The sequence below is a fragment of the Mesorhizobium sp. AD1-1 genome (assembly GCF_020164655.1).
Taxonomy (GTDB): Bacteria; Pseudomonadota; Alphaproteobacteria; order Rhizobiales; family Rhizobiaceae; genus Mesorhizobium; species Mesorhizobium ciceri.
Genome location: NZ_JAIUGP010000004.1, coordinates 261,105 through 286,576, shown reverse-complemented (window position 1 = coordinate 286,576; position 25,472 = coordinate 261,105). Strand labels below are relative to the sequence as shown.

At 63.6% G+C, this 25,472-nt stretch carries 23 protein-coding genes; 11 read left to right on the top strand and 12 right to left on the bottom strand.

All coding sequences use genetic code 11. From position 1 onward, the window contains the following. Positions 1–20 precede the first annotated feature (20 nt). Positions 21–788 (top strand): triose-phosphate isomerase, encoded by a 768-nt coding sequence (locus tag LB519_RS11025; RefSeq protein WP_013533068.1) that lies wholly within the window; start codon positions 21–23, stop codon positions 786–788. Between the two features lie 96 nt (positions 789–884). Continuing rightward, the gene (locus LB519_RS11020) at positions 885–1,322 is read left to right on the top strand and encodes an RpiB/LacA/LacB family sugar-phosphate isomerase (RefSeq protein WP_024502451.1); all 438 of its coding nucleotides are present in this window, start codon (positions 885–887) and stop codon (positions 1,320–1,322) included. A 24-nt stretch (positions 1,323–1,346) separates the two neighbouring features. On the opposite strand, the gene dhaL is transcribed toward LB519_RS11020, so the two are convergent. The 4 genes from dhaL to oiaX all read right to left on the bottom strand — a co-directional run bounded on the left by dhaL (position 1,347) and on the right by oiaX (position 5,741). Continuing rightward, a complete protein-coding gene (gene dhaL, locus LB519_RS11015) occupies positions 1,347–1,988 on the bottom strand; it encodes a dihydroxyacetone kinase subunit DhaL (protein ID WP_027163948.1) in 642 nt (213 codons plus the stop codon). Between the two features lie 26 nt (positions 1,989–2,014). Further along, the gene (locus LB519_RS11010) at positions 2,015–3,022 is read right to left on the bottom strand and encodes a dihydroxyacetone kinase subunit DhaK (RefSeq protein ID WP_224619927.1); all 1,008 of its coding nucleotides are present in this window, start codon (positions 3,020–3,022) and stop codon (positions 2,015–2,017) included. Between the two features lie 129 nt (positions 3,023–3,151). Then, positions 3,152–4,486, bottom strand: coding sequence for a four-carbon acid sugar kinase family protein (locus tag LB519_RS11005; RefSeq protein ID WP_224619925.1), 1,335 nt, complete (start codon positions 4,484–4,486; stop codon positions 3,152–3,154). A gap of 4 nt (positions 4,487–4,490) precedes the next feature. Then, positions 4,491–5,741 carry a 3-oxo-isoapionate-4-phosphate decarboxylase OiaX gene (oiaX, locus tag LB519_RS11000; protein WP_224619923.1) on the bottom strand — a complete coding sequence of 417 codons (1,251 nt, stop codon included), beginning with the start codon at positions 5,739–5,741 and terminating at the stop codon, positions 4,491–4,493. A gap of 174 nt (positions 5,742–5,915) precedes the next feature. Here oiaX and LB519_RS10995 point away from each other — a divergent pair, with 174 nt between their 5' ends. Continuing rightward, entirely contained in the window at positions 5,916–6,629 is a 714-nt protein-coding gene (locus LB519_RS10995) for a transcriptional regulator NanR (RefSeq protein ID WP_013533062.1), read from the top strand. Between the two features lie 2 nt (positions 6,630–6,631). Here LB519_RS10995 and LB519_RS10990 read toward each other — a convergent pair whose 3' ends face one another. The 8 genes from LB519_RS10990 to LB519_RS10955 form a co-directional block, all read right to left on the bottom strand. Then, the gene (locus LB519_RS10990; protein ID WP_224619921.1) at positions 6,632–8,470 is read right to left on the bottom strand and encodes a hypothetical protein; all 1,839 of its coding nucleotides are present in this window, start codon (positions 8,468–8,470) and stop codon (positions 6,632–6,634) included. Further along, entirely contained in the window at positions 8,467–9,501 is a 1,035-nt protein-coding gene (locus LB519_RS10985) for a Gfo/Idh/MocA family protein (protein WP_224619919.1), read from the bottom strand. Before LB519_RS10985 ends, LB519_RS10990 begins: the two co-directional genes overlap by 4 nt. Before the next feature lie 2 nt (positions 9,502–9,503). Further along, on the bottom strand, positions 9,504–10,568 hold the full coding sequence (locus tag LB519_RS10980; RefSeq protein WP_024502456.1) for an ABC transporter permease: 1,065 nt from the start codon (positions 10,566–10,568) through the stop codon (positions 9,504–9,506). Then, a complete protein-coding gene (locus LB519_RS10975) occupies positions 10,561–12,117 on the bottom strand; it encodes a sugar ABC transporter ATP-binding protein (RefSeq protein WP_224619917.1) in 1,557 nt (518 codons plus the stop codon). Before LB519_RS10975 ends, LB519_RS10980 begins: the two co-directional genes overlap by 8 nt. Beyond that, complete coding sequence (locus LB519_RS10970) at positions 12,114–12,758, bottom strand: DUF2291 family protein (RefSeq protein WP_027163941.1); 645 nt, start codon at positions 12,756–12,758, stop codon at positions 12,114–12,116. Before LB519_RS10970 ends, LB519_RS10975 begins: the two co-directional genes overlap by 4 nt. Before the next feature lie 93 nt (positions 12,759–12,851). Further along, the gene (locus tag LB519_RS10965; protein ID WP_024502459.1) at positions 12,852–13,793 is read right to left on the bottom strand and encodes a D-ribose ABC transporter substrate-binding protein; all 942 of its coding nucleotides are present in this window, start codon (positions 13,791–13,793) and stop codon (positions 12,852–12,854) included. Positions 13,794–14,119: 326 nt separating this feature from the next. After that, entirely contained in the window at positions 14,120–14,947 is an 828-nt protein-coding gene (locus LB519_RS10960; protein WP_064995024.1) for a phosphogluconate dehydrogenase C-terminal domain-containing protein, read from the bottom strand. A gap of 272 nt (positions 14,948–15,219) precedes the next feature. After that, positions 15,220–15,894: a GntR family transcriptional regulator gene (locus tag LB519_RS10955; RefSeq protein WP_063171539.1), complete on the bottom strand. Its 675-nt coding sequence runs from the start codon at positions 15,892–15,894 to the stop codon at positions 15,220–15,222. Between the two features lie 220 nt (positions 15,895–16,114). On the opposite strand from LB519_RS10955, the gene LB519_RS10950 reads away from it, so the two are divergent. The 8 genes from LB519_RS10950 to LB519_RS10915 all read left to right on the top strand — a co-directional run bounded on the left by LB519_RS10950 (position 16,115) and on the right by LB519_RS10915 (position 25,443). Beyond that, positions 16,115–17,242: a sugar ABC transporter substrate-binding protein gene (locus LB519_RS10950; RefSeq protein ID WP_013533052.1), complete on the top strand. Its 1,128-nt coding sequence runs from the start codon at positions 16,115–16,117 to the stop codon at positions 17,240–17,242. A 79-nt stretch (positions 17,243–17,321) separates the two neighbouring features. Continuing rightward, positions 17,322–18,854: a sugar ABC transporter ATP-binding protein gene (locus LB519_RS10945; RefSeq protein WP_063167524.1), complete on the top strand. Its 1,533-nt coding sequence runs from the start codon at positions 17,322–17,324 to the stop codon at positions 18,852–18,854. Further along, positions 18,851–20,935 carry an ABC transporter permease subunit gene (locus tag LB519_RS10940; protein ID WP_024502462.1) on the top strand — a complete coding sequence of 695 codons (2,085 nt, stop codon included), beginning with the start codon at positions 18,851–18,853 and terminating at the stop codon, positions 20,933–20,935. Before LB519_RS10945 ends, LB519_RS10940 begins: the two co-directional genes overlap by 4 nt. Before the next feature lie 13 nt (positions 20,936–20,948). Next, entirely contained in the window at positions 20,949–21,755 is an 807-nt protein-coding gene (locus LB519_RS10935; RefSeq protein WP_224619915.1) for an SDR family oxidoreductase, read from the top strand. A gap of 10 nt (positions 21,756–21,765) precedes the next feature. Continuing rightward, positions 21,766–22,713 carry a 3-hydroxyacyl-CoA dehydrogenase gene (locus tag LB519_RS10930; RefSeq protein ID WP_224619913.1) on the top strand — a complete coding sequence of 316 codons (948 nt, stop codon included), beginning with the start codon at positions 21,766–21,768 and terminating at the stop codon, positions 22,711–22,713. Continuing rightward, positions 22,710–23,672 carry a 3-keto-5-aminohexanoate cleavage protein gene (locus LB519_RS10925; protein WP_224619911.1) on the top strand — a complete coding sequence of 321 codons (963 nt, stop codon included), beginning with the start codon at positions 22,710–22,712 and terminating at the stop codon, positions 23,670–23,672. Before LB519_RS10930 ends, LB519_RS10925 begins: the two co-directional genes overlap by 4 nt. A 46-nt stretch (positions 23,673–23,718) precedes the next feature. Continuing rightward, complete coding sequence (locus LB519_RS10920) at positions 23,719–24,597, top strand: SMP-30/gluconolactonase/LRE family protein (RefSeq protein WP_127367283.1); 879 nt, start codon at positions 23,719–23,721, stop codon at positions 24,595–24,597. Positions 24,598–24,786: 189 nt separating this feature from the next. Then, entirely contained in the window at positions 24,787–25,443 is a 657-nt protein-coding gene (locus LB519_RS10915) for a GntR family transcriptional regulator (protein WP_063167528.1), read from the top strand. The last annotated feature ends 29 nt before the right edge of the window (positions 25,444–25,472 follow it).

Here is a 25,472-nt window from a genome sequence, read left to right as displayed (position 1 = left end):
AGTATCGAAGGAGAAAAACAATGGCCCCATATTGGGTCGGCACGAGCTGGAAGATGAACAAGACGCTTGCCGAGGCGTTGCTGTTCGCCGATGCGTTGGCCGCCTTCGTGCCTGGTTTCGATCAGGCGATACAGCCTTTCGTCATTCCGCCGTTCACCGCCGCGCGCCAGGTCAAGGCGGCACTGGCCAACACCCGCGTGAAGGTAGGTGCCCAGAACATGCATTGGGCCGATGCCGGCGCGTGGACGGGAGAGATTTCGCCAGTGATGTTGAAAGACTGCGGGCTGGATGTAATCGAACTCGGCCATAGCGAGCGCCGGGAGCATTTCGGCGAGACGGATGCGACTGTCGGACTGAAAACGGCAGCTGCTGTCAGGCACGGTTTCGTGCCACTGATCTGCGTCGGCGAGACGCTGGACGAGCGTGAATCAGGCCGCGCCGAGGCGGTGCTGACGGCACAGGTTCTCGGCGCGCTGCAGGAGCTGAGCGGCGATCAACCGAAGGCGGAAATCCTCTTTGCCTACGAGCCTGTCTGGGCGATCGGGGAGAAGGGCATTCCCGCAAGCGCCGACTATGCCGACAAGCAGCAAGCGCTGATCAAGCAGGTAGCCGCTGACCGGCTGCCGGCTGCCCCGCCTGTGCTTTACGGCGGCAGCGTCAACCCCGGCAACGCGGCCGAACTTATCGGCCAGCCGCATATTGATGGCCTGTTCATCGGCCGCTCGGCGTGGCAAGCGGAAGGCTATATCGACATTCTGAAAAAGGCGTCGGCCGCCATCGCGCGCTAACCGCGCGAGCAATTCCAGGAAAAGTGTGAAGCGGTTTTCCGTCCGGAATTGCGTCAAATCAAAGAGACAGAGACAAAAGCAAAGGAGTTCATCATCATGAAGATCGCACTCGGAGCCGACAGCGCCGGCAAGCCGCTGCTCGATGTCATCGCCAAGCATCTCGCCACCAAGCCGGAGTTGCAGGTCGTCGACCTGAGCCAGGCCGGCTTCTACGCCGATATCGCCGCCTCGGTCGGCCACGAAATTCTCGACGGCAACTACGACCGGGCCATCCTGTTTTGTGGCACCGGCATCGGCGTCAGCATCTCTGCCAACAAGGTGCCGGGCATTCGCGCCGCGTTGACCCACGATACCTATTCCGCGGAGCGCGCCGCCAAGTCCAACAACGCCCAGATCATCACCATGGGCGCCCGCGTCATCGGTCCCGAACTGGCGAAATCGATCGCCGACGCATGGCTTGCCTCCGAGTTTGATCCGAATGGCCCATCTGCCGCGAACGTGCAGGCCGTCGACAAGCTCGACGCCAAGCGCTGAAAGACGCGGCAAGTCCGCTGATGATCAGTCGGTCAAGGCGGTCCGCATCGCCTCGATCACGGTGACGGCGGACGCAGCGCCCGGATCCATATGGCCAAGCGAACGTTCGCCGAGGCGTGATGCCCGGCCCTTGGTGGCCACCATCGCTTTGGTCGCTTCCGCGCCTGTCTCTGCCGCCTGGGCGGCGGCCTTGAGACTGGCGGCCAGATCCTTGCCTGAGGCCAGCGCTTCGCCCGCCGCTTGCCCCGCCGGCGCCCATGCATCGATCATCGTCTTTTCGCCAAGCTCTGCCTTGCCGCGATCCTGAATGCCCTTGGCCATGGCCTGGAACAGGGCGACCACGTCCGCGTCGTCGAGCGCCGTCTTGCCCTTGACGGCTGCCGCGGCGCGCATGAGCGCGGTCGCATAGAGCGGACCGGAGGAGGCGCCGACCGCATTCAGGAACGACTTTGCCGCCGTGTTCAGCAAGGTGGTCGGATCGGTCGCCGCGGTGTCCAGTCCGGCCACCGCATCGCGCGCAGCGGAAAATCCAAGCTCCATCGCGATGCCGTGGTCGGCGTCACCGATAACCCCGTCAAGCGCGCACAGCCTGTCCCTGTCTGCTGACATGGAGTTTGCGATCGCCGCGAACATCGTGACAAGGCGGGCAGTATCGATTGTCGTCATGTCTTAGTCCTTGCCACAGAGTGGGTTTAGCCGGCGCGAAACATGGCGCAGTCGCAGGGGTGGTCCAGCATCGTCTGCAACTCGCCGTCCAGCCGATGCAGCGTGATCGAGGCCCCGGCCATTTCGAGCGAGGTGCAGTAATTGCCGACCCAGCTTGCGTGGATGGACACACCGATCTCATCAAGCCTCTGCTTCACGCGCCGGTTCATGATGTAGAGTTCCATCAGCGGCGTTGAGCCCAGCGAATTGACGAGCACCGCGACCTTGTCGCCGCGCGCCGGCGCCATCTCGTCGAGGATCCTGTCCAGCATCTCGTCGGTGATCTCATCGGCTGTTTTCAACTTTTGGCGTGCGATGCCGGGCTCGCCGTGGATGCCCATGCCGATCTCCATCTCGTCCGGCCCGATCTCGAAATTTGGCCGGCGGGTCTGCGGCAGCGAACAGGGCGACAGCGCCACGCCCATGGTGAAGGTGTGGTCGTTGGCCTTGCCGGCGATGCGCTCGCATTCGTCGAACGACAACATCCGGTCGCAGGCGGCGCCGGCCGCCTTGAAGATGAAGAAATTGCCGGCGACGCCGCGCCTCTTGTGCCGCTGGTCGCGCGGTGCCGAGGCGACGTCGTCGGTGCTCAGCACCGTGCGCACCTCGATGTCGTCCATCGCCGCCATCTCGGCCGCCATGTCGAAATTCATCACGTCGCCGGCATAATTGCCGTACATGAACAGCACGCCGGCGCCGCCGCTGACCGCCTTGGCACATTCGAGGATCGGGTCCGGCGGCGGCGAGGCAAAGACATTGCCGATGGCCGCAGCGTCAGCCAAGCCCTTGCCGACAAAGCCGAGAAAGCTCGGCTCGTGGCCCGAGCCGCCGCCGATGACCAGGCCCACCTTGCCCTGGCGCGGCCCGTCGCGGGCGACGATGGAGCGTGGACTGCCGTCCACGCTTTTGAGATGGCGGGGATGCGCTGCCAGGATGCCTTCCAGCATCTCGTCGACGGCGCGGTTGCCATCGTTGATGATCTTCTTGGTCTGCACCCGGCATCCTCCCGACTTCGGCATTTTCGCAGATAATACCGGGTGTTACCGGGATTTCCACCCGGCAAGGCGTATTTCGCGCGCTGAGATGTTCCCACGGCCAACACCTGGACGCAGGCGCTGGCTGTTTCAACCGCCGAGGCCGTCGCGGATGGCTGAGAAATAGCGATCGGTCCCGACCTGGCCGCCCTTGAGTGCGACCTCCAGTCCGTCGATCGCCTTGACGCGCGAGTGGGCAACGCAAAGCGGGGAACCCGGCGAAGCGGGCAGCGGCATGCGAATTGTCAGGGCATCGACGCCCGTCTCGCCGAGTGCGTGGCTCGACGTGTCGCCGCCTGCAATGACCACGCGACGCAGGCTCTGTTCCACCGTCAGGTTGCGAAGGATTTCTCCGAGGCCGCGGCCAAGCCTGTGGCGGGCGCCTTCCTCCCGGTCGATTTCGGCGCCCCTGTCGGCAGTGGGGCCAAGCGCGGTGTAGAGGATGACGCTGCGCCCGGCTTGCAGACTGGCACGGCCGCTTGCCGTTGCGCGCGTGATCGCCTGCTGCGAGGCCTCCGAAACCAGTTCGACCGGATCGACCTCGATGCCGTCGAAACCGTCGGTCAGGGCATGCCGGATCTGTCGTTCGGTGGTCGGCGAGCAACTGCCCGACACGACGGCTATCCGCTCGGCTGCGCCCGGTAGCGTGAAGCCATGTCCGGCGCTGACGATGCCATTCGACGCCCATTCGGCCAGCAATGCATACTCGATCCCGGATGAGCCGACGACAAAAGAGCCGCCGGGCTCGCGAACGCGCCAGATCTCCTTGCCGGCCAGAGCCTGCGTTTCCAGATTGTCGACATCGACAAGCACGATGGGGGTGCCGTTTCCGGTCAGGCGATCGAACGCCGCCGACCGCGATGCCGACTGCAGCGTCGCAAGGTCGACCAGTCCGGAGTTCAGCGCCGTCTGCCGCGACAGATGGATCAGCAGATCGGACTCATCCATCGGCGTCGTCGGGTGACGGCTCATCACCGGGTGGCGATCAATGCGGAAATATTGGTCGCGATAGGCCGCGAACAGATGGCCGAAAGCGGTATAGCGCTTGAGCTGCGGCGCGCCGACCAGCAGCGGCACGCTATCCTGCGCGAACACCGAGCGGCCGACCTCGATGGCTCGGCCGATGCTGCCGATCGTCGGGCTGGAATCGAAGGTCGAGCAGACCTTGTAGTGGCAAATCTCGGCGTTAAGCGTCTTCAGCCAGGCGAAGGCATCGCGCAGATGCGTGTCCATCCATTGCGGCGTCTCACTGCGGCTGGTGCCGGCCAGCCCTATCGCCCGGCAATGGCCAAACCGGGACAGCAGGGCCGCGTCCGGCTGGCGCATGAACAGCACGGTCGGCACGCCACCGAGCTCGAGCGCCTCCATGACATCGGTCGAGCCGGTCAGGTCGTCGCCATAATAGCTGAGAAGCAGGTCCTGCATCGTCTCAGGCTGCCTTGCCGTCGCCGAATTTTTCGATCGACCGCGCCAGTTCGGGATGGTTCAAGGCGAAGTCGGCCAGCGGAATGCCGTCGACCGCCGCTTGCCAGGCTTGCTGCACGGCACGTACGCCGGCGCCCGGTCCGTCCGGATGGCTGACGATGCCGCCGCCGCAGAGATAGAGAAGATCCACGGTCCGGCCGGTCCGTGCATATGTCTCGGGCGCCTGACCGCCCCACTGGCCGGAACCTGCCACCGGTAATGCGCAGTCCCCAGGCGAAAAGATCGGCGTCGTCACCGCCTTGAAGGATTCGACGAAAGAGTCATCCGGCTCCCAGTATTTCGAGGCGATGCCGTTGATCTGGAACTGGTCGACGCCGAGCAGCCGCCAGAATTGCTGCCAGACCTTGAAGTCCATGCCGAGGCCGGGGTGACGGGTGAGGATGTCCCAGCCGTTGCGATGAGCATGCAGCACCAGGCCGGAGCGTTTTCTCAGGAATGCCATGCCGCCAAAGCCGATCGAATTGATGTTGATAACAGCACAATTGCCGCCGGCCTTCGCCACCAGATCGTGGTTGCGCATCATCTCGTCGGGATCGGCGTGCGAAATGCCGAAGGCATACATCACCTTCTTGCCGGTCTTCTGCTCGTGATCGAGGATCAGCGGCATGATTGCCTTCACCCGTTCCGACAGGGGCGAATAGGCCGGGCTCATCAGCTTCTCGTCATCCTTGATGAAGTCGACGCCGGCGGCGATCAGTTCCGCCACCATTGCCGCCGTCTCGTGCGGCCGCAATCCTAGCGCCGGCTTGACGATCGTGCCGATGATCGGGCGGTCAGTCACCTTGGTCAGCCGGCGGCTGCCGGCGACACCGAACTGTGGGCCGGGATGTGCCCCGCGATACTCCTCCGGCAATTTCATGTCGACGACGCGAATCCCGGTAAGGCCCTTGATCGAATAGGTGCCGCCGATGGCGATCGTCATCAGCGCCGAAAGGTCGGTGCCGATGGCATCGAACGGAAAGGCGATGTCGACATCGGCGCGCCTGAACGGCCCCTTACCGTCATTGGGAAGCGACGGCCGCTCGGCATCGGGCAGAGGCCGAATCGCCAGCACACGTGCCGCCACCCGGGCCTTCAGTTCCTCGGTCTCGCCGGGCAGCGCTACGAAGGTGCCGGTCGACTGATCGCTGGCGATCTTGGCCGCCAGCGCTTCGATGCTTCCAGGCGTTTCGATGCGGTAGGTGAGCGTGATCATGGTCCGCTGTCTCAAGCCGAGGCGTTCGAAAAAGGTTCACTGGTGTTTCAAATCTGGTATAATGAGTACATAAGTATTGCAAGTCATATCCGGCAGCGGGATCGACAGACGGCAATTCCGGGAATTGTGGCGGCAGTGTTAGATAGGGCCGGGTCAAGGGAGTGATTCGCGGCGATGAACCGTTCGGAACCGATTGTCCGGCGCAAGCTTTCCGATGAGGTCTTCTTGCGGCTGAAGCGCCTGATCACCAGCGGCGAGCTGATGCCAGGCGACGACATGCCCTCGGAGCGCGAGCTGATGGAGCGCTTCGAGGTCGGCCGCCCCGCGATCCGCGAGGCGATGCAGGCGCTGAGCAATATGGGGCTGGTTGCGATCTCGCATGGCGAACGCGCCAAGGTGCTGCAACTCACCGCCAAGTCGATCATCAAGCAGGTCGACGGCGCCGCCAAGATCATCCTGTCGTCATCGAAAGACACGCTGGAGCACCTGAAGACCGCGCGCATCTTCTTCGAGCGTGGTATGGTCAGGGAAGCCGCCGAAAAGGCCACCGCCGAGGATGTGCTGCGGCTGCGGGCCACCGTTGCCGAACAGCGCGGCTTTCGCGGCGCTTCCGAAGCCTTCATCTCCGCCGACATGAAGTTCCATACACAGATCGCCGCGATCTCCGGCAACCCGATCTATGTCGCCGTCAGCGAGGCGATGCTCGGCTGGCTGAAGGAATACCACACCGAAATGCTGATCTGGACCGGCAAGGAAAAGTTCACGCTCACCGAGCACGAAGAGATCATAGGCCGCATTGAACTGAAGGATGCAGACGGCGCCGAGAAGGCGATGATCAAGCATCTAGAACGCTCGCGCGCGCTCTACGTGATGAACTCCGAAAAATAACGTCAGTCGATCCGGAGGATCTCGTAAGGCGTCATCACGAGATGGCCTCGGCCAAAAGCTGAAATGTCGACCTGCACGTCGTCCGCCGTCAGGTTCGCCAGCCACACGACAGTGTCGCCCGAGGCCGAGCGTCCAGCCAGCGCCAGCACCTTGGTCTCATCGCTCGTCCCTGCCGCCACATGCGCAAGGCCGGCCAGTTCGCAAAGCCCCTTGATGGCTCTGAAGAGCGGCCGGGGCGATCCTTCCGCGACGGGTTCTCCGGATGACGCCAGCACGCCGAACGGTCCGGTGAAGCTGGAGAGCGTGAGCTGTTCCAGCCCAGCGGCTGCGACGCGCGCGGCATAGCCGACCGTCCAAGCCGCCGCGAACTGGCCGGCATGGCGGGGATCGCTGTCGGCCATGGCAATGCGCTGTCCCCCGGGATTGGGTTTGGTCGCTCCGCCATAAGGGTTCTGGCGCATGGCAATCGTCGACGGTCCGATCCGGTAGGGCTTTGCCCCGAAGATAGCCCGTGCCGATTGGGTGATGAAAGGCAGCGCCTCCAGCGACTGCATGACGCTGAGATCGTCGGCGGCGTGCACGATCGGGCAAGTGCAGTGGGTGACGAAATCGAGCTGGTCTGCCGGAACGCGCTTGCGGTTGAGTTCGGTGAAATAGCTGAACATGCCGCCGCCGAGGCGGATATCGGGGAATGCCCGCCGCGCTGCGGCATAAATGACGTCGAGCGGCGGGCATTCCGGCCACGCGCTGCCCGGCGGCGTCGACTGCCGGTCGACCGACGGCGACACGGCAATGGCCGAGAGTTTTAGCCCGGCCCGGCGAACCAGGTCGGCGACGCCGGACAGCTCGGCGTCAAGATCGCCAGCGCAGGCAACGACGCATTCGAGGGTTGTTTCGGCTGCGTAGGCAGTTGCGAGCCGGGCGAAAGCGCGCAAGGCATCGAGCCCGTGGCCGCGCGTCGGATCGTAGTGAAACAGCAGCTGTTGTGGGCCAAGTTCCGCCAGCGTGGAGAGGTTCGCCAGCGCCGTCTCGACATCCTCGGGATAGATGACCACGCCGACATCGGGCAGCCTTGCTCCCGCCTCGCCGAGTTCGACCCTGACCGGTTCGCTGGCCACTGCGGCAGCCGGCGCTTTGCCTTCACCTGCGATGCGCAGGCTGATCGTCTGGCTCAGGGGCTGGCCGGCAGGCAGCACATACGGCCACGGCAGCACCAGCGGCCGCACATAGGTCTTGTAGGAGGCGTCCGACCAGTTGCGCTGGTCCTCCATTTCGAAAGTATCGCCTTCCATCCGGCACTCAGCGGTGACACCAGGCCGAACCTGATGGGAGATGGCGCGGATATCCTTGAAAGGCTGCCAGGGGTCGATCAGCTGGGGAAGTTTCGTCGCCACCACGCTGCCGTCTGTGTGCTCGACCATGACCGGGCTACCGGCGAGGTCGGCGATCGGGTGCAGGATGCAGAAACCGCAGCGGTTGGTTTCGAAATCGTTTTCGGGAAGGGCGCTGACGTCGAAGACCAGACGGCCGTCGGCAGAGCCTTTGATGGTGGCGCGGAAGCCGAGCCGGTTTCCATCGGGGGCCAGGCAGCTTGCCGAATAGCTGACCGAAAAAGCGTCGGCAGCCTGGTCGATGATCAGGTCCGTCAAATTTGGCTCATAGGTGCCCCAGTCGCGGTCACGCACGATATAGGCGATGGCGCGCAGCACTTCGGTGCCGCCGTGACGGATGGTGCGCAGATTGCCGTTGACGAAGTCGGCGCTGAGCGAGCCTGCGCTGAGCCTGACCGGCTCGGCCTCGACCACGCGCGTGCCGTAGAGCAGGAAAGTGCCGGCGGTCATTTCGGCAAGGCGTCGAGTTGCACCGGTTGCCGGCTCGCGGCCCCAGCATAGGCGGCCTCGACCAGCGCGAATGTCCTAAGATTGTCGGCGCCCGAGGTCGCCGGCTCGGTCCCCTTTGCCAGGCAGTCGACCCAGTGCTGCTGGATGGCTACGACGCTTTCCTGGATGTTGTGCCAGGGCCGCGACGCCCAGGCCAGCAGCGGCGGCGAGACGTCGGTGACGGCCGTGCCGCTCTTGCCGGTGACGGTCAGCCGGTATCCCTGCGCCAGCCGGATCGTGCCGTCGCTGCCATCGATCTCGATCAGCGTTTCGGGAAACGGCTCGGTGGCGAGCTTCGTCGCGTAGCTGCAGTCGACCACGGAGGTTGCGCCGCTCTTGTGGTCCATCAGCATGGTCGCCACATCCTCGCCCGCAATGGCGGGATTGATGCGGGCGATTCGTGTCGTGATGGTCGAGACGTCGCCGAGCAGGAAACGGGCGATATCGAGGATATGGATACCGAGGTCCTCGATGATGAAGCGCTTTCCCGTTGCCAGATAGGGCTGACCGGAAAACACGTCATAGGCCGAGCGGAAGGAGATACGCCCGAAGAAGGGCGTGCCGATCTCGCCGCTATCGAGCACGGTCCGCACCGCCTGGATAGGTGACTGCCAGCGAAAATTCTCATGCACCATCAGCGGAACGCCGGCTTCCGCGCATGCCTTGACCATCGCCTTTGCGTCGGCAAGCGTCGGCGCGAACGGCTTTTGGCAGATCACCGGAACGCGGTGGGCGGCCGCCATTTCGACAAGCGGACGATGGCTGGGCGCGGTGGTGGCGATATCGACGAAGTCCAGGCTTTCGCCGGCAAATAGTTCCGCCGCATCGGTATAGCGCTTCGCAATGCCGAACTGGTCACCGACGATCCGCAACCGTTCCGGGTCACGGTCGCAGATGGCGATGATCGAGGCGCCCGCTATGTCGCGCCAGGCATGCATCTGGTTGACGGCAAAGAAGCCGCAGCCGATCAGCGCTCCCCGCAGTTCCACCATGCTCAGCCTGCCTTTGCCATCTGCATCAAGGTGACACGTTGCTGAAGCCGGCGCTGTGCCTGGTCGACGACGACAGCGACGATGATGACGAGGCCCTTGATCACCATCTGCCAGAACGAACTCACGCCCATCATCACCAACCCGTCCGAAAGAATGCCGATGACGAAGGCGCCGACGATGGTGCCGCCGATCGTGCCGCGGCCGCCCGACATCGAGGTGCCGCCGAGCACTGCCGCCGCAATGGCGTTGAGCTCGAAGCTTTCGCCCGTCGCCGGATGCGAGGCCATCAGCTCGGACGAGATGATCAGGCCGACGATCGCCGCGCAGAAACCGGAGAACATATAGACGAACATCTTGACCATGTTGACCCGGACGCCCGAAATCCGCGACGCCCGTTCATTGCCGCCGACGGCGAAGATATGGCGACCGAGTGGCGTGTACTTGGCGAGATAGGCGGCTCCCAGTGCAACGACGATGAGGATCCAGATCGCCACCGGCAAGCCGAGCAGCCGGCCTGCACCGAGGAAGCCGAAGCCGGTGGTGCCAAGCTCCGGCTTGCCGACGAGGTTGGGAAAGGTGCGGCCATCCGACGACAGCAGCGCCAGGCCGCGCGCGACATAGAGCACGCCGAGCGTGGCGATGAACGGCGCGACGTTTAGCCTGGTGATCAGCAAGCCGTTGACGGCGCCGATCAATATGCCGACGGCAAGCGTGATCAGCGCGATCTCAAAGACGTTGAAATAGATGGTGTAGCCGATCTGCAGATCGATGCCGTTGAGCACGAGATACCCGGCCACCATACCGCACAAGCCGACGATCGAACCGACCGAAAGGTCGATGCCGCCGGTGATGATGACGAAGGTCATGCCCATCGCCAGGAACGCATTCAGCGCCACGTGCTTCGACATCAGGATCAGATTGGCGGTCGACAGGAAATTCGGCGCCGCGATCGAGAAGAAGATCAGCACGGCGATCAGCGCAATGAAGGTCCTGAGCTTCATAACTGTCAGCAGCACCGAGCCGCTGGAAGCGGAGGGAGCGGCCGCTTTGGCTGGGATGTCAGTCATGGGCGGTGCTCTCCGTATGTGGGGCTGGTCCGTGGCCAAGCGCCGATGCGGCGACGAGTGCCGCCTCCGTCGCCTCAGTGCGGTCGAACATGCCGGTCAGTTTTCCGTTGCTCATCACTGCGATGCGGTCCGACAGCGCCATCACCTCATCGAGATCCGAGGTGGCGAAGAGAATGCCCAATCCATCGCGCGACAGTTTGCGCATGGTGCGGAAGACGTCGGCCTTGGCGCCGACATCGATGCCTCGGCTGGGCTCGTCCATCAGCAGCACCTTGGGCCCGGTGAGCAGCGCCTTGCCGATCACCACCTTCTGCTGGTTGCCGCCCGACAGCGACGACACCTCTTGCGCCGGGTCGGCGACCCTGATCGCCAACTCCCGCACCACCTGCGTCACCGCCTGCCTTTCGTCGGCGCCACGGATGTGGAACAGGCGGGCAAAGCGCGACAGGCTGGCCAGCGTCAAATTGCTGGCGACCGAAAGGATCGAGACAAGCCCTTCGCGCTGGCGATCCTCGGGGATCAGCGCCAGCCCGCGCCGGATGCGCCGCGTCGTATCGCGCTCCTTGACCTTTCTACCGCCAATGAAGATGTCGCCGGTCGAATGGCCGTGGCGGCCCATGATGCAGTCGAACAGTTCGCTGCGCCCGGCGCCCATCAAGCCGTATATGCCGAGGATCTCGCCGGCACGCAGCGACAACGAGACATGGTCGACGGCAAGTCCGCCGGTGGCACGAGGCAGGCAGATCTCCTCGGCACGAAAAATCTCTTCGCCCGGAAGATGGCCGTCGGCCTTGGCGAAGTCCTTGGCGTCGGAGCCGATCATCTGGCGAACGATCCACTGCGTGTCGACGTTCTTCATCTCTTCCTGGCCGGTGATGCGGCCGTCACGCAGCACGGTGATGTAGTCGCCGATGCGGATCAGCTCTTCGAGCCGGTGCGAAATGTAGACGATGGCCACGCCGCGCGCCTTGAGGTCGGCGATCACCTTGAACAGGATCTCGACTTCCGCTGCACTCAGCGCCGAGGTCGGCTCGTCCATGATCAGGATGCGTGCATCGAGCGAAACCGCCTTGGCGATCTCGACCAGCTGCTGCTGGCCGATGCGCAGATCCTCGACCAGCATGTCGGGCCGGATGCCGGCCTGTAGGCGTTCCAGAAATTCCGCAGCGCGGTTTTCCTGTTGCGCGTGGTCGATTTTGCCGAAGCGGTTGGTGATTTCTCGGGTGGCGAAAATATTCTCGGCGACGCTCATATTGCCGAACAGGTTCAGCTCCTGGAACACCATGCCGATGCCACGGTTCACCGCATCACCGGATGACGAGAAGGAAACCTCTTCGCCTTCCAGCAGGATGCGGCCGGCGGTCGGCCGTTCGACGCCGGCGATGATCTTCATCAGCGTCGACTTGCCGGCGCCGTTTTCGCCGACCAGCACGTTGACCGCGCCCTTGCGCACCTCGAAATTGGCGCGCTTGACCGCAACGGTGCCGGAATAGACCTTGGAGACGTCCTCGAGCTTCAGAATGATTTCGCGCTCCGCGATCGCGCTCATGGCTTCGGCCCGATCTCTGCCTCCGCCGGCGTCACCAGCGGCAGGTCCTGGCCGCTGCCCAGCGTGTAGGCGCCGAGCACCTTGGCGCTGCGGCCTTCCAGCGCCTCGCGCGGCAGCTTCGACAGCACCGTCTTGTCGGCATAAGCGTTGAAAGCCTTGCCGAACTGGGCGAAGTCGATCTGGTTGGTGAAGTCGTTGAACTGGATGAAGTCCAGGCTGTCGCGCAGCGCGGTACCGCGCACCGCCGGTCCGATCTGCACCCGTGCATCGGCTTTGCCGTCGCCGTCGACATCGACGTCGACCGTTGCCGCACGCGACTGTGTGTTGGCCGCGATAATCTTGCCTTCCAGCCGAACCGCGAAAGTCCAAGGCGAATTCGCCTGCTTGTTCGGATTGCCGTATTTGGCGCCGGCAGCCGCTGGGTCGGTTGTCGCCAGGGTGTGAACCTGCGCAAACGGTCCGGCTTTCTGCTGGAGATAGGGCACGACCTTTGCCGCCCATATCTCTTCGACCATCTTGTCTGGATTGAAGGTGGCAGCGTTGTTGCCGTCGTCCGATTTCGTCGGCAGGATCTTGCAGGCGGTCAGGCTGATGCCGACCATCACGGTAAGGATCGGCCAGTTCGGCTTGGTGTTCAGCATGGCGGCCTGTCGTTCAGCATCGTGGGCGGCCCACGGAAAATGGCGGCGAGGGGCGATCCTGGGTTCGCCCCTCGCTATTCAAATCACGCTGGCTCAGTTCGTCAGCGCGAAGGTCTCCAGCTTGGCGGCATTGTCGCCATTGACCAGAACGCAGTCCATCAATTGCTTTTCCTTGGCCGGCGACTTCTTGTTCTTGATGAAGTCGTTGGCCTGCTCGACCGCCATCTGCGCCTGCGCGAAGGCGGGCTGCAGCACCGTTGCCTTGATGCCGCCCGAGGTGATGGAGTCGCGAACATCGTTCGATCCGTCGAAGCCGACGACGATGACATCCTTGCGGTTCGCCGCGGCAAGTGCCGCATAGGCGCCCATCGCCATCGTATCGTTGCCGGAGATCACGCCCTTGATGTCGGGGTTGGCCTGCAGGATCGATTCCATCTTGGAATAGGCTTCCGTCTGGCTCCAGTTGGCCGACTGCTGGGCGACCATCTTCAGGTCCGGATAGTCGTCGATGACGTCGTGATAGCCCTTGGAACGAATGCCGGCATTGGTGTCGGATTCCTTGCCGACCAGCTCGACGAAATTGCCCTTCTCGCCCATCAGCTTGACGAATTCCTGCGCGCCGAGCTGGGCGCCCTGGTAGTTGTTGGAGACGATCTGCGCGACGGCGACGCCGGTGGCGTTGATCTCGCGGTCGATCAGGAAGGACGGAATGCCTGCATCCTTGGCTTTCTGTACCGCGGCGACGGTGGCGTCGGCGCCGGCATTGTCGAGGATGATCGCCTTGGCGCCGCGGCCGATCGCGGTGTCGATCAGCTCGGACTGCTTGTTGGCGTCGTCGTCATGGACCAGCACCAGCGCCTCGTAGCCGAGTTCCTTGGCCTTGGCTTCGGCGCCGACGGCTTCCGCCTTGAAGAACGGATTGTCGTGCGAGGGCGTGATGATGGCGATGAGATCCGCCGCGTAGGCGGGCACGGCCGTGCCAAGCGCCAGCATGCCGGCGAAAGCCGCAAGCGTCATTCTGCGTGTAAGTTTCATGAAGTCCTCCCGTTTGAAAAATTGCCTTGGTTACCCAAAGCATCTGTCGGCATCCGAATTCGTCAGGCGGCGCGGGCGGCGGATCGCTTCCGGGCTAAAGAGCCGTTTGCCGGCTTCCCCTCCACGGATCGTTGCTCCCCAGCCATCCTCCACTCGCCCAGGCATCGTACTCCTGCGAAAACCCTGTCGATCCGAGCCATGAACAGCTAAGCCAACTGGTATGATGAGTCAACCACGAATTCAGGTGATATGTACCTGATGAGCTACGATGCCGAGCGTCGCAACGGTACGGCGACGTCGCGGCGCTGCGGCAGCGCCTCTCCTCTTCAGGTGATACGCTGAATGCTGGCGGCGATCTCTTCCGGCTCGAACACGCGCTTCCAGTCGTCCCGCATCAGCACCGGCTTGCCGAACTCGATCGCCTTGTTGCAGGCATCCGAGAAAACGCCCTTGGTCTCGCCGAAAATGACGGCGCCCAGCACGTTCATATGGCCGAGCAGGAAGTCGAGCGCCGCCTGCTGGTCGACGCCGCGTGCCACGACCTCGTCGACGGCTTCCTTCATGACCACCAGCAACGAGGCGCACACCGTCTCCGAAAGCCCGGGTTCCAGCAGCGCCATCTGTTCGACGCTGACGCGGTGCGAACGCATGACCGGCGCCCAGATGATCTTCGCGATCGCCTCGCCCTTGGCGTAATCCTCTTCCGGCCCCTGCATCAAGGCGCTGACCATATGCTGCTTGGCCTTGACGCCGCCGAAATAGTCCTTCTTTGCCGCCATGTCTGTTTCGTCGTTGAAGATCGGCGGATGGCAGGGGTGGGTGACGAAATAGGTGAGGTCCGGTCGATTCGGCAGGTGGCCGGCGAAGGGTGCCGCCGCGTCGAGCACCACCACCATGGTGCCCGGCGCCAGCTTGCTCTCGATGCTGCTCGCCACCTTGCCGATATGCGTGTCGGGAACGGCCAGGATCACCACATCGGCGCCCTTGAGCGCTTCGTCGGCGCTGACAGTATCGAAACCCAGCCCGGTCTTCAGTCGTTCGCGGCCGGCATCGCTGACCTCGACATGGCGTATTGTGTAGGGCGACCCGCGAAAATTGGTCGACAGGCGGTAGCCCATTTTCCCACCGGCACCGAACAGCGCAATCGTTGTCATTTGGTCACTACTCCTGATCTCAGCGGACGGTATCGTAACTGGTATAATCACGCTACCAGATTTTGGCAATCCGATAATGACCATGCGACGTTCGCCGCGTCATCGGCTGCCGCCGGCAAGCTCCAGCACGAGAACAATGGATGGCGCGCTCGGGATATGACCTCTAGATCACCAGAAGAAGCCCGCGCTTGCCCGCTGAGTGCGCATGAGCGCTGCTATGCCATCCCCAGAAATAGGAGGCATGTGATAAGGGTCGGAGGTCGGGCCGGGCGCTACTTCAAAAGATCGACCAGCATGTCGAAAGCCGCATCGATATCGCCGCGAACCGCCGCCTGAACTGCCTGCTCGTCCCGGTCGCGCAGGGCCGCAAACATCTGTTGATGGTATGTGTTCGCGGTCGAGTAGGATCCATGCAGCATATTGAAATAGGGGCTGATCTGCAGCCATAGATCCTTGATGATCTTGAGCAGGGTTTCGGATCCCGCTGCTCGGTAGATTGCGAAGTGGAAGGTATAATTCGCCCTGAGATAGGCCTTTACGTCGTCCGCGCCATTCGCGCGTTCCAGTGAGTCCAGATCGCGCGCGAAAATCGCAAGGTCCGCCTCGCTGCGGTTCTGTGAGGCCCAGCCGGCTGCGATGGCCTCTATCTCAAAACGTACATTGCGCAAATCGGTGAGCCGCTCGCGGCTGAGCGCCGGAATACCGATGGAGCGCCCGGATACTACTGTCAGCGCGTTGGCTGCCGTCAGGCGCCGCAGCGCTTCCCTGACCGGCATCGGACTGACGCCAAAGGCGTCGGCGAGGCTCTGAACCGTGACCATCTCGCCCGGCACGATGCTGCCGTCGAGGATCAACTCGGTGACCTGGTTGTAGACCCGGTCCTGCAGAGTTTCCTTGGACAATGGAATGATCTCGACACCAGGCTTCCTGAACGCCGATCCAGCCATCTCCGGTCAACCTTCCCGCCCATGGGCGACACTATTGCTTGTGCCGGAATGCAAGGTTCGTGGTGCCACGTCAAGCGGCCGACATAGCCCGTTTTGATATAAACGATTCCATCATTGATATTTGATCAAATCATGATACGGTCGCTGGCATCGAATGACAAGGGTTTACGTTTTGTGCCCTTGGGAGGCATTCGGTCGTTCTGTTTGGGAGGAGTTCCACATGGGTATCGGATCGAAAGTCCGGCGGCTCGCGCTGCTGGCCGGCATGGCTGCGTGCGCCTTCGGCCTGTCCGCCGCGCAGGCCGCCGAGAAGCACAAGATCTTTCTCAGCATGAGCTACATCGGCAACGATTGGCAGGCGGAGGCGGCCAACATGGTCAAGGCCATGGCCGCTCATAAGAGCCTGGCCGACAAGGTCGACCTGCAGGTCCAGGTCGCTGGCCCCAACGCGCAACGCCAGATTCAGCAGATCAACGCAATGGTGCAAAGCGGCGCCGAAGCTATCGTCGTGTATCCGATCTCGCCGACCGCGCTCAACCAGGTCGTCAAGAATGCCTGCGACAAGGGCGTGAAGGTCTTTGCGTACGACGCCGAGATCACCGAGCCTTGCGCCTACAACGTCCACATAGACCAGCTGGAAGCGGGCAGGGTGACCGCCGAATGGCTGGTCAAGAAGCTCAACGGCAAGGGCAACATCATCGCCATCACGGGCGTCCCGGGAACATCCGTTGACGATCAGCGGACAAAGGCCGCCAAGGAAGTCTTCGCCAAGTATCCTGATATCAAGATCGTCGGCGAGGCTGTCGGCATGTGGAGCCAGGCGGTCGCCCGCACCGAACTTTCGAAAATCCTGGCCACCCGCAATTGGGACGACATCAACGGACTGTGGATGCAGGTCGGCTGCTTCACCGCCAACTCGATGCAGCTCGAGGCTGGCAAGAAGACCAGCGAACTCCTGCCTTGCGCCGGCGAAGGTTCCAATGGCGGCCGCATCCAGATGCTGCCGGAGGGCACCGAAGTCGAAGGTGCCGCTCCTCCTTATGCACCGGCGGGCGCACAACGCATTTCCTATGCCTCGCCGCCTTATTCGGGTGCGCTGGCGCTGAAGCTTGCCGTCGAGGCGATCGAAGGCAAGGACGTGCCGAAGACCACCATCCTGCCGCTGCCGGTCGTTACCAATGAGACGATCAAGCTGTGCGACGAAGGCACATGGGCGGAGATGAAGGCCGGCTGCAACGCCTTCAAGCCGTCGCTGGTCTCCAATCCGGGCTGGTTTGCCTCGATCTTCTCGGACCAGACACCCGAGGTCGGCCTTAATGCTGCCCTCGTCGGACAACCGGAGAACTAAGCCTCCCAAGGCCCGTGTGACGATGCACGGACAACTGTCCGTGCGTCGTCAATCCATGCCAAGCCGGCGATCGAGGACAATGACAGAACACTCCGAGCTCCCCGCCGTCGAGATCGACGGCATCAGCAAGGCGTTCGGCCCGACCGTCGCGCTGGACGGCGTGTCGTTTGCGATCGCGCCCGGCAGCGTCCATGCCCTGCTCGGTGAAAACGGAGCCGGCAAGTCGACACTGGTGAAGCTGCTGTCCGGGCTGGTCCGGCCGAGCCAAGGCCATGTCCGTGTCTTCGGCAAGGAGATCGCTTACGGCGCACCGCGCGCAGCACATGCGCTCGGCATGCAGACAGCATTCCAGGAGATGACCCTGGTGCGCGATCTCTCCGTGCTCGACAACATGCTGCTGCCTTACGCCCCCGTCGGCATCTCCGGCCTGATCCGCCGCGGTGCCGCCCGCAAGGCCGTCCGCCGCCATATCGAAGATCTCGGTTTTTCCGTCGATCTCGATGCCGAGGTGAGCGAGCTCGAGCTTTCGGTGCGCCAGAAGATCGAGATCGCGCGCGCCGTCTACCGCAAGCCGCGCATCCTTTTGCTCGACGAACCGACCTCGACGCTCGCCGGACGCGACGTCGACTGGCTGGGCGACATCATCGCCAGGCTGAAGACCGCGGGTACCACCATCGTCTTCATCACCCACCGCATGCGCGAGGTCCGCGCTTTTTGCGACACGCTGACGATCCTGAGAAACGGCCGCCACATCGTCACCGCGCCGGTCGCCGATGTCTCGGATGCCGACGTCATCGAAAAGATCATCGGCCGCAGCATCGAGCAGACCTTTCCGCCCAAGCCGGACAGCGCCCAGGCCTTCGGTCCGCCGGTTCTGGGCGTGCGCGACCTCAAGGTCGGACGCAAGCTCGACGGCGCGGGCTTCGATCTGCGCAAGGGCGAAATCCTCGGCGTCGCCGGGTTGCAAGGCATGGGCCAGCAGGACCTGTTCCTGGCCTGCTTTGGCATGGCCGAGATCGAGCGCGGCCACATCCTCGTCGACGGCCGCAAGGTCTGGCTCGGTTCGCCGGCCGATGCCTTGCGCCCCAACATGGCCATCGGCCTGGTGCCGGAAGACCGCAAATCCGAAGGCCTGTTCCTGAAATTGTCGGGCAGCCAGAACGCCACGCTGCCGGTGATATCGCGCTTCACACGGCTAGGCCTTGTCGACGCGCAAGCCGAGACCCGCTCCGTCGAGGCGGCATTCGCCACTGTCGAGGTCGACCGCCGAGCGCTGTGGACGCGGGCCGGTGCGTTTTCCGGCGGCAACCAGCAGAAGATCGCCATCGCCAAGTGGCTGGTGGCGCAGAGCCGCATCCTGCTGTTGTTCGATCCCACCCGAGGCATCGACGTCGGCACCAAGCACGAGCTTTATGTGATGATGCGAAACTACGTGGCTTCGGGCGGTTCGATCCTGCTGCACTCGACGGAGATCCCCGAACTCGTTCACCAATGCGACAGGGTGCTGGTCCTCTATGACGGGCGCATCGCCGCCGAACTCGAAGGCGACGCCATCACCGAACCGGCCATCATGCGCCCGGCGCTCGGCCATGCCGGGGAAGCCGCCGCATGAGCAGCGCAGCAGCCTCATCCCCTGTTCCCGGCGGCTTCGGACTGCGCCGTGCGCTGGTGCGCAATCGCGGCGCGCTGATCGCCGCGGCCGTCCTGGCGATCCTGCTCTTCGTCGTCGACTGGATCAGCGCCGGGCCGCTGACCTATTTCGATGTGTCGTTCCTGTCGAGCGGCGGCGCCACCTCGGCGCTCGCGGCGATCGGCCAGACGATCGTGATCCTGTCGGGCGGCTTCGACCTGTCCGCCGGCGCGGTGATATCGCTGGTCAATGCCGTGCTGGCATCGAGCATGGATCCGATGGCGCCAGGCGCAAGCATCCTTCTGTGGACCACCGTCGGCATCGGCGTCGGCATGGCGGTGGGCGCCTTCAACGGCTTCTTCATCGCGGTGCTGCGCATGCAGCCGATCGTGGTGACGCTGTCGACCATGTTCATCCTGCAAGGCGTCACGCTGCTGGTGATGGACAAGCCCGGCGGCTTCGTGTCGCCCGATCTCGGCACCTTCTATCTCGGCGACGCGATCGCCGGCTGGCTGCCGATGCCGCTGGTGGTGATCGGTGTCGTCCTGCTCGCCTGGTTCTGGCTGAAGGGAACCCGCTTCGGCACAGCACTCTACGCGCTTGGCAGCGATCCGGAGTCGGCCGCTTCCGTCGGCATCAATGTCGTTCTGGTGCGCTTTGCCGTCTATGTCATCGCCGGCGGCTGCTATGGCCTTGCCGGCGTGTTCATCAGCGCCCAGACCGGCAGCGGCGATCCGCTGGTCGGCAATCCGCTGCTCTTGTCGATGTTCGCGGCGGTCGTCGTCGGCGGCACGCGCCTCGGTGGCGGGCAGGGCGGTCCGGTGGGCTCTGTCTTCGGCGCCTACATCCTGATGATCGTGGTGAACATCCTGCTGGTGCTCAACGTATCGGCCTATTATGCGACCATCGCCGAAGGCACCATTCTGGTGCTGGCAGCACTTGCCGGCTCGATCTCGCATGCATCGGTGCTTGCCGTGCAACTGCGCGCCGCGCGTGCCCGGCTCGCCGCCTGGCGCGCCGGCATATTGCCCTCGCAGCTCGAGCGCGTGGACCGGCGTCTCAAGATCGCCGAGCCAGCCCATGCCCAGCGCAGTCCGGCATCGCCGCGCCCTGCCTTCCATCTGCGCAATGCGGAAACGCTGCGCTATGCGCTGCCGGCCTATGTCTGCCTGCTGCTCATCGTGCTTGTCACCCAGATCTGGCTCGGCCGCGCCATCCTCAATCCGGGGTACTGGAATTCGCTGCTGGTGCTATCGTCCTTCCTAGCCGTCCTGGCGCTCGGGCAGGGAACCGTCATCCTGACCGGAGGCCTCGATCTCTCCGTGCCGTGGACGATCGGCATCTCCGGCATCATCCTGGCGGGCATGGTCAACGGCTCCGACGCCGCCCTTGTCTACGCCTTGCCGGTCGTCTTGGTGATGGCCTGCGCCATCGGCTTCGCCAATGGTTTCGGCATCGTCTATCTCGGCATCTCGCCGATCGTCATGACGCTCGCCACCAACGGCATTCTGCAAGGCTGTGCGCTGCTCTATTCGCAGGGAACGCCGGCCGGGTTTTCCTCGCCGATGCTGCGCTGGGTCATGACGGCCAAGCTCGCCGGCCTGCTGACTCCAATCGTGCTGCTGATGGTCGTCTTTGTCGTCGCAGCGGTACTCCTGCTTGGCCGCACCCCGTTCGGAAGGCGCGTCTACGGCATCGGCAACGGGCTGCGCGCGGCGCGCTTGTCGGGCATCGGCGTCGAGCGCACGCTGATCCTGGTCTACATGCTTTCGGCCGTCTGCGCGGCTGTTGTCGGCGTCATGCTGACCGGCTTTTCGGGTCAGGCGAGCCTCGGCATGGGCGACGACTATCTATTGCCGTCGATCGCCGTGGTGGTGGTCGGCGGCGCGCTGATCACCGGCGGGCGCGGCCACTATCTCGGCATGCTCGGCGGCGTGTTGTTGCTGACGGCACTGCAGATGCTGCTCGCCGGCACCACGCTTCCCTATGCCACGAGGGCAATTCTTTACGGACTGGTCGTTCTGGGCGCCGTCATGGCGCTGCGCGAACGGCGGCTGCAATGAGAAGGACAGGACCATGAGCACAAGGGCGCCGGCATCGGCGGACGAATTTTTGATCGGACTGAAAGGCCAGCGCGTGCTGGTGACGGCGGGCGCAGGCGGCATCGGGTTTGCCATAGCCGACACGCTGTCACGCCTCGGCGCCCGCATCGTCGTCTGCGACGTTTCCGACGAGGCGCTGGCCGCTGCTCCCAGCAAGATCGACCTGGTCGCGGCGGTCAAGGCCGACGTCTCGCGCGACGAGGACGTCGACCGTCTGTTCGAGGCGGTCGAGAAAAAACTCGGCGGGCTCGATGCGCTGATCAACAATGCCGGCATTGCCGGGCCGACCGGCGGTGTCGACGAGATCGATCCGGCGGACTGGCGGCGCTGCATCGACATCTGCCTGACTGGCCAGTTCCTGTGCGCCCGGCGCGCGGTGCCGCTGATCAAGGCGGCGGGCGGCGGTTCGATCGTCTCGATGTCGTCGGCCGCCGGCCGCCATGGCTACGCCTTCCGCACACCCTATTCGGCGGCCAAGTTCGGTGTCATCGGTTTCACGCAAAGCTTGGCCAAAGAGCTCGGGCCGCACGCCATCAGGGTCAACGCCATCCTGCCCGGCATCATCGAGGGCCCCCGCATCGAAGGTGTTATCTCGGCGCGCGCCAAGCAGGTCGGTATCAGCCACGAGGAGATGACCGGACGCTATCTGCAGAACATCTCGCTGCGCCGCATGACCAGCCCTTATGATGTCGCGTCGATGGTCGCCTTCCTGCTCTCCGATGCGGGGATCAACATTTCCGGCCAATCGCTCGGCGTCGACGGCAACGTCGAAACACTTTGAGGAACAAACCATGGCCAATGTCGCGATCGTCGGAAGCGGGTTCATCGGGCGGGCCTGGGCGATCAGCTTCGCCCGCGCCGGCCATGACGTGCGGATGTGGGACCAGTCGCCCACTGCCACAGGTGGAGCCCGCGACTACATTGCCGGCGTGCTCGGCGATCTCGCCGCGAACGATCTTCTGCGGGGACAGCAAGCCGGTGAGGTTCTTGACCGTATCTCCGTTGTCGCCGAGCTTGAAGAGGCGTTGGCAGGTGCCGTGCATATCCAGGAGAACACGCCCGAGAATCTCGAGGTGAAGCGCAAGGTGTTCTCCTTGATCGACACGCTTGCCGATCCGCAAACAGTCATCGCCAGTTCCACCTCGGCGCTGTTGCCGTCGAAATTCACCGACCATCTGCAAGGGCGGCAGCGCTGCCTGGTCGTGCATCCGATCAACCCGCCCTATCTCATTCCGGCGGCCGAAATCGTGCCGGCGCCGTGGACCTCGGCCGAGACGGTCGAGAGAACCCGCGCCTTCCTCGTCGACGCCGGCCACGCGCCACTGGTCATGCAGCACGAGCTTGACGGCTTCATCATGAATCGCCTGCAAGGCGCATTGCTTGAGGAAGCTTTCCGGCTTGTCGCCGATGGCTACGCCAGTGTCGAGGATGTCGACATCGGCATCCGCGACGGGCTGGCGCTGCGCTGGTCGTTCATGGGGCCGTTCGAGACCATCGATCTCAATGCACCCGGCGGCGTGCGCGACTATGTCGAGCGCTATCAGGGCATCTATTCCAACATCTTTCCCCAGACGCAGCGGCGCGTCGACTGGGCCGGCAAGGTCATCGACACGGTCGAGGCTGATCGCCGCAAGCGACTGCCACAGCAAAGCCTAGGCGACCGGCAGGTGTGGCGTGACCGCCGGCTCATGGCGCTCGCCGCCCACAAGAGAAAATCGGATCAGGAGTTTGGAGAATGACGCAAACCAGTCGCAAGCCGGGACCTGCACGGACCAGGGGCAAGGTCATCATCACCTGCGCGGTGACGGGCGCCATCCACACGCCGACCATGTCGCCCTATCTGCCGATCACGCCCGACCAGATCGCTTCGGAGGCGATCGCGGCGGCGGAAGCCGGTGCCGCGATCCTGCATCTGCATGCCCGCGATACGGAAACCGGCAAGCCCGACCAGACGCCGGAGGCCTTCGCCCGCTTCCTGCCGCGCGTCAAGCAAGGCACCAACGCCGCCATCAACATCACCACCGGTGGCAGCCCCTACATGAAGGTCGAGGAGCGCGTGCGCCCGGCCGCCCAGTTCAAGCCGGAAGTCGCCTCGCTCAACATGGGCTCGATCAATTTCGGGCTCTATCACTTGGCCGACAAATACGAGACCTTCAAGTTCGATTGGGAAAAGCCGCATCTGGAAGCGACGCGCGACCTCGTCTTCCGCAACTCATTCAAGGACATCGAGTACATTCTGGCGACCTGCTACGACAACGGCACGCGCTTCGAGTTCGAGTGCTACGACATCGCCCATCTGTACAACCTTTCCCACTTCGCCGACCGTGGGCTGGTGAAGCCGCCTTTCTTCGTGCAGTCGGTGTTCGGGCTGCTCGGCGGCATCGGCACGCATCCAGAAGACGTCGCCCATATGAAGCGCACTGCCGACCGGCTGTTTGGCGACCAGTTCCGGTGGTCGGTGCTGGGCGCCGGCGCCAGCCAACTGCGCATCGCCGCGCAATCGGCGGCCCTTGGCGGCAACATCCGCGTCGGGCTGGAGGACAGTCTGTGGGCGGGCAAGGGCAAGCTTGCCAAGTCGAACGCCGAGCAGGTCTTGCTGGCCCGCAAGATCATCGAAGGGCTCGGCATGGAGGTGGCGACGCCCGACGACGCACGCGAAATCCTATCATTGAAAGGCGGGGACAAGGTCGCTTTCTGAGGCGGCCCGAGCAATCGCCGCGAGACGCAAAACGGAGGAGGACGGCATGAAGATCGAAGTCGTGGTGGACGTGAAGACCACACTGGGCGAAGGACCGCTGTGGGACGTCGAACAGGAACGACTCTACTGGATCGACAGCTTCGACGGGCGCGTGTTTCGGGCGACCGCCGACGGGCGCGAGATCCGGTCATGGGACGTTCCGATGAAGATCGGCTCAATGGCGCTGCGCAAGGATGGCGACGGCGCTGTCGTCTCGCTGCAGCGCGGCTTCCATCTGCTCGATTTCGCCACGGGCGAGGTGACGCTGATCCACGATCCCGAGCCGGACAAGCCGATGAACCGGCTCAACGACGGCAAGGTCGACCGGCGCGGCCGTTTCTTCGCCGGCTCCATGGATACGATGGAAGAGGGGCCGTCCGGCGGTCTCTACAGGCTCGATCCGGATTTCTCCGTCACCCGGATCGATTCCGGCATCATCTGCTCCAACGGTCCATGCTGGAGCCCCGACGACCGCACCTTCTATTTCGCCGATACCTGGACCGGCGAGATATGGGCCTACGACTACGATATCGCCACCGGTGCCGCCACCAACAGGCGTACCTTCGTGCGCGTCGACACCAGCCGAGGCGGTGCGGCGGACGGCTCGACCGTCGATGCCGAGGGCTATCTCTGGAATGCGCTGGTCTATGACGGAAGGCTGGTGCGCTACGCGCCCGATGGCAGCATCGATCGCATCATCGACATGCCGGTCAAGAAGATCACCAGCGTCATGTTCGGCGGACCGAAGCTCGACACCCTCTACGTCACCTCGATGGCCAAGCCACCGCTGCCGCGTTTTCCCGGCGACGGCGTTTTGCGCGGCAGCCTGTTCGCCATATCAGGCCTTGGCGTTAGGGGCGTCGCGGAACCGCGCTTCGGCGGCTGACGCCAGGCAAGCGAAGCGCCGGTAAAATACGCAGATCAGGCCTTGGCGCAGGAATTCGGGCAAGTCTGGCAATTGATGCCGAACGTGTGCATATACAGGCATACATATATCCATGCAGAGGGGTTTCCGTTAGGCTGAGCGCCCCGCGTCAAACGGGAGCATCGATTGCCAGGATTTGCGGAAAGCGTGATGCAGGGGCCGCGAACCGTGGCCGAACAGGTCGCCAATGTCCTGCGCGAAGCGATTGCCAGTGGCACCATCAAGGCGGGCACTTCGCTGCGCCAGGACGAATTGGCCGAGCAGTTTGGCTTCAGCCGCATGCCAATTCGTGACGCCCTTCGCCAATTGGAAGCCGAAGGCATTGTTTCCATCCATCCGACAAAAGGCGCGCAGGTCGCCCGGATGGACAGCGCCGAGATCAGTGAAATCTATGCACTGCGCGAATTGCTCGAATGCGAGGCGTTGCGGCTTTCGCTTCCCAATCTCGCCGGTGACAGGCTCGACGAGGCGGAACAGGTTCTCGATCAGATCGACGCGGAGCGCAATGTCGGCCGATGGGGCGCGCTGAACCGTGCCTTTCATCTGGCTCTCTACGATGCCTGCGGCAACAATCGATTGCTGGCCTTAATCGAGGCGCACCACAATGCCGCCGATCGCTACGTCCGCATCCTGCTGTCGAACCTGGACTATCGCAGCCGCTCGCAGACGGAGCACCGCGATCTGCTGGCCGCCTGCCGGCGGCGCGACGGCGACAGGGCCATAGGCATTCTGAGGCAGCATCTTCGCGAGGGAAGCGAGACGCTGGTCAGCGCGATCAGGGAAGATGGCCTGTCGCGAAAATCCTGACGACATGGCTTGAGTTGCCTCTGCGCACG

Bases quoted from the DNA above. Each gene is read 5' to 3' on its own strand.
- LB519_RS10965 (WP_024502459.1), bottom strand. From the start codon at position 13,793: ATGAAACTTACACGCAGAATGACGCTTGCGGCTTTCGCCGGCATGCTG.
- LB519_RS10990 (WP_224619921.1), bottom strand. From the start codon at position 8,470: ATGACCGCCGGCACTTTCCTGCTCTACGGCACGCGCGTGGTCGAGGCC.
- LB519_RS10930 (WP_224619913.1), top strand. From the start codon at position 21,766: ATGGCCAATGTCGCGATCGTCGGAAGCGGGTTCATCGGGCGGGCCTGG.
- dhaL (WP_027163948.1), bottom strand. From the start codon at position 1,988: ATGACGACAATCGATACTGCCCGCCTTGTCACGATGTTCGCGGCGATC.
- LB519_RS10940 (WP_024502462.1), top strand. From the start codon at position 18,851: ATGAGCAGCGCAGCAGCCTCATCCCCTGTTCCCGGCGGCTTCGGACTG.
- LB519_RS10955 (WP_063171539.1), bottom strand. From the start codon at position 15,894: ATGGCTGGATCGGCGTTCAGGAAGCCTGGTGTCGAGATCATTCCATTG.
- LB519_RS10935 (WP_224619915.1), top strand. From the start codon at position 20,949: ATGAGCACAAGGGCGCCGGCATCGGCGGACGAATTTTTGATCGGACTG.
- LB519_RS10985 (WP_224619919.1), bottom strand. From the start codon at position 9,501: ATGGTGGAACTGCGGGGAGCGCTGATCGGCTGCGGCTTCTTTGCCGTC.
- LB519_RS10920 (WP_127367283.1), top strand. From the start codon at position 23,719: ATGAAGATCGAAGTCGTGGTGGACGTGAAGACCACACTGGGCGAAGGA.
- LB519_RS10975 (WP_224619917.1), bottom strand. From the start codon at position 12,117: ATGAGCGCGATCGCGGAGCGCGAAATCATTCTGAAGCTCGAGGACGTC.
- LB519_RS10915 (WP_063167528.1), top strand. From the start codon at position 24,787: ATGCAGGGGCCGCGAACCGTGGCCGAACAGGTCGCCAATGTCCTGCGC.
- LB519_RS10980 (WP_024502456.1), bottom strand. From the start codon at position 10,568: ATGACTGACATCCCAGCCAAAGCGGCCGCTCCCTCCGCTTCCAGCGGC.
- LB519_RS10960 (WP_064995024.1), bottom strand. From the start codon at position 14,947: ATGACAACGATTGCGCTGTTCGGTGCCGGTGGGAAAATGGGCTACCGC.
- LB519_RS10945 (WP_063167524.1), top strand. From the start codon at position 17,322: ATGACAGAACACTCCGAGCTCCCCGCCGTCGAGATCGACGGCATCAGC.
- LB519_RS11025 (WP_013533068.1), top strand. From the start codon at position 21: ATGGCCCCATATTGGGTCGGCACGAGCTGGAAGATGAACAAGACGCTT.
- LB519_RS10925 (WP_224619911.1), top strand. From the start codon at position 22,710: ATGACGCAAACCAGTCGCAAGCCGGGACCTGCACGGACCAGGGGCAAG.
- LB519_RS10950 (WP_013533052.1), top strand. From the start codon at position 16,115: ATGGGTATCGGATCGAAAGTCCGGCGGCTCGCGCTGCTGGCCGGCATG.
- LB519_RS11020 (WP_024502451.1), top strand. From the start codon at position 885: ATGAAGATCGCACTCGGAGCCGACAGCGCCGGCAAGCCGCTGCTCGAT.
- LB519_RS10970 (WP_027163941.1), bottom strand. From the start codon at position 12,758: ATGCTGAACACCAAGCCGAACTGGCCGATCCTTACCGTGATGGTCGGC.
- LB519_RS10995 (WP_013533062.1), top strand. From the start codon at position 5,916: ATGAACCGTTCGGAACCGATTGTCCGGCGCAAGCTTTCCGATGAGGTC.
- oiaX (WP_224619923.1), bottom strand. From the start codon at position 5,741: ATGATCACGCTCACCTACCGCATCGAAACGCCTGGAAGCATCGAAGCG.
- LB519_RS11005 (WP_224619925.1), bottom strand. From the start codon at position 4,486: ATGCAGGACCTGCTTCTCAGCTATTATGGCGACGACCTGACCGGCTCG.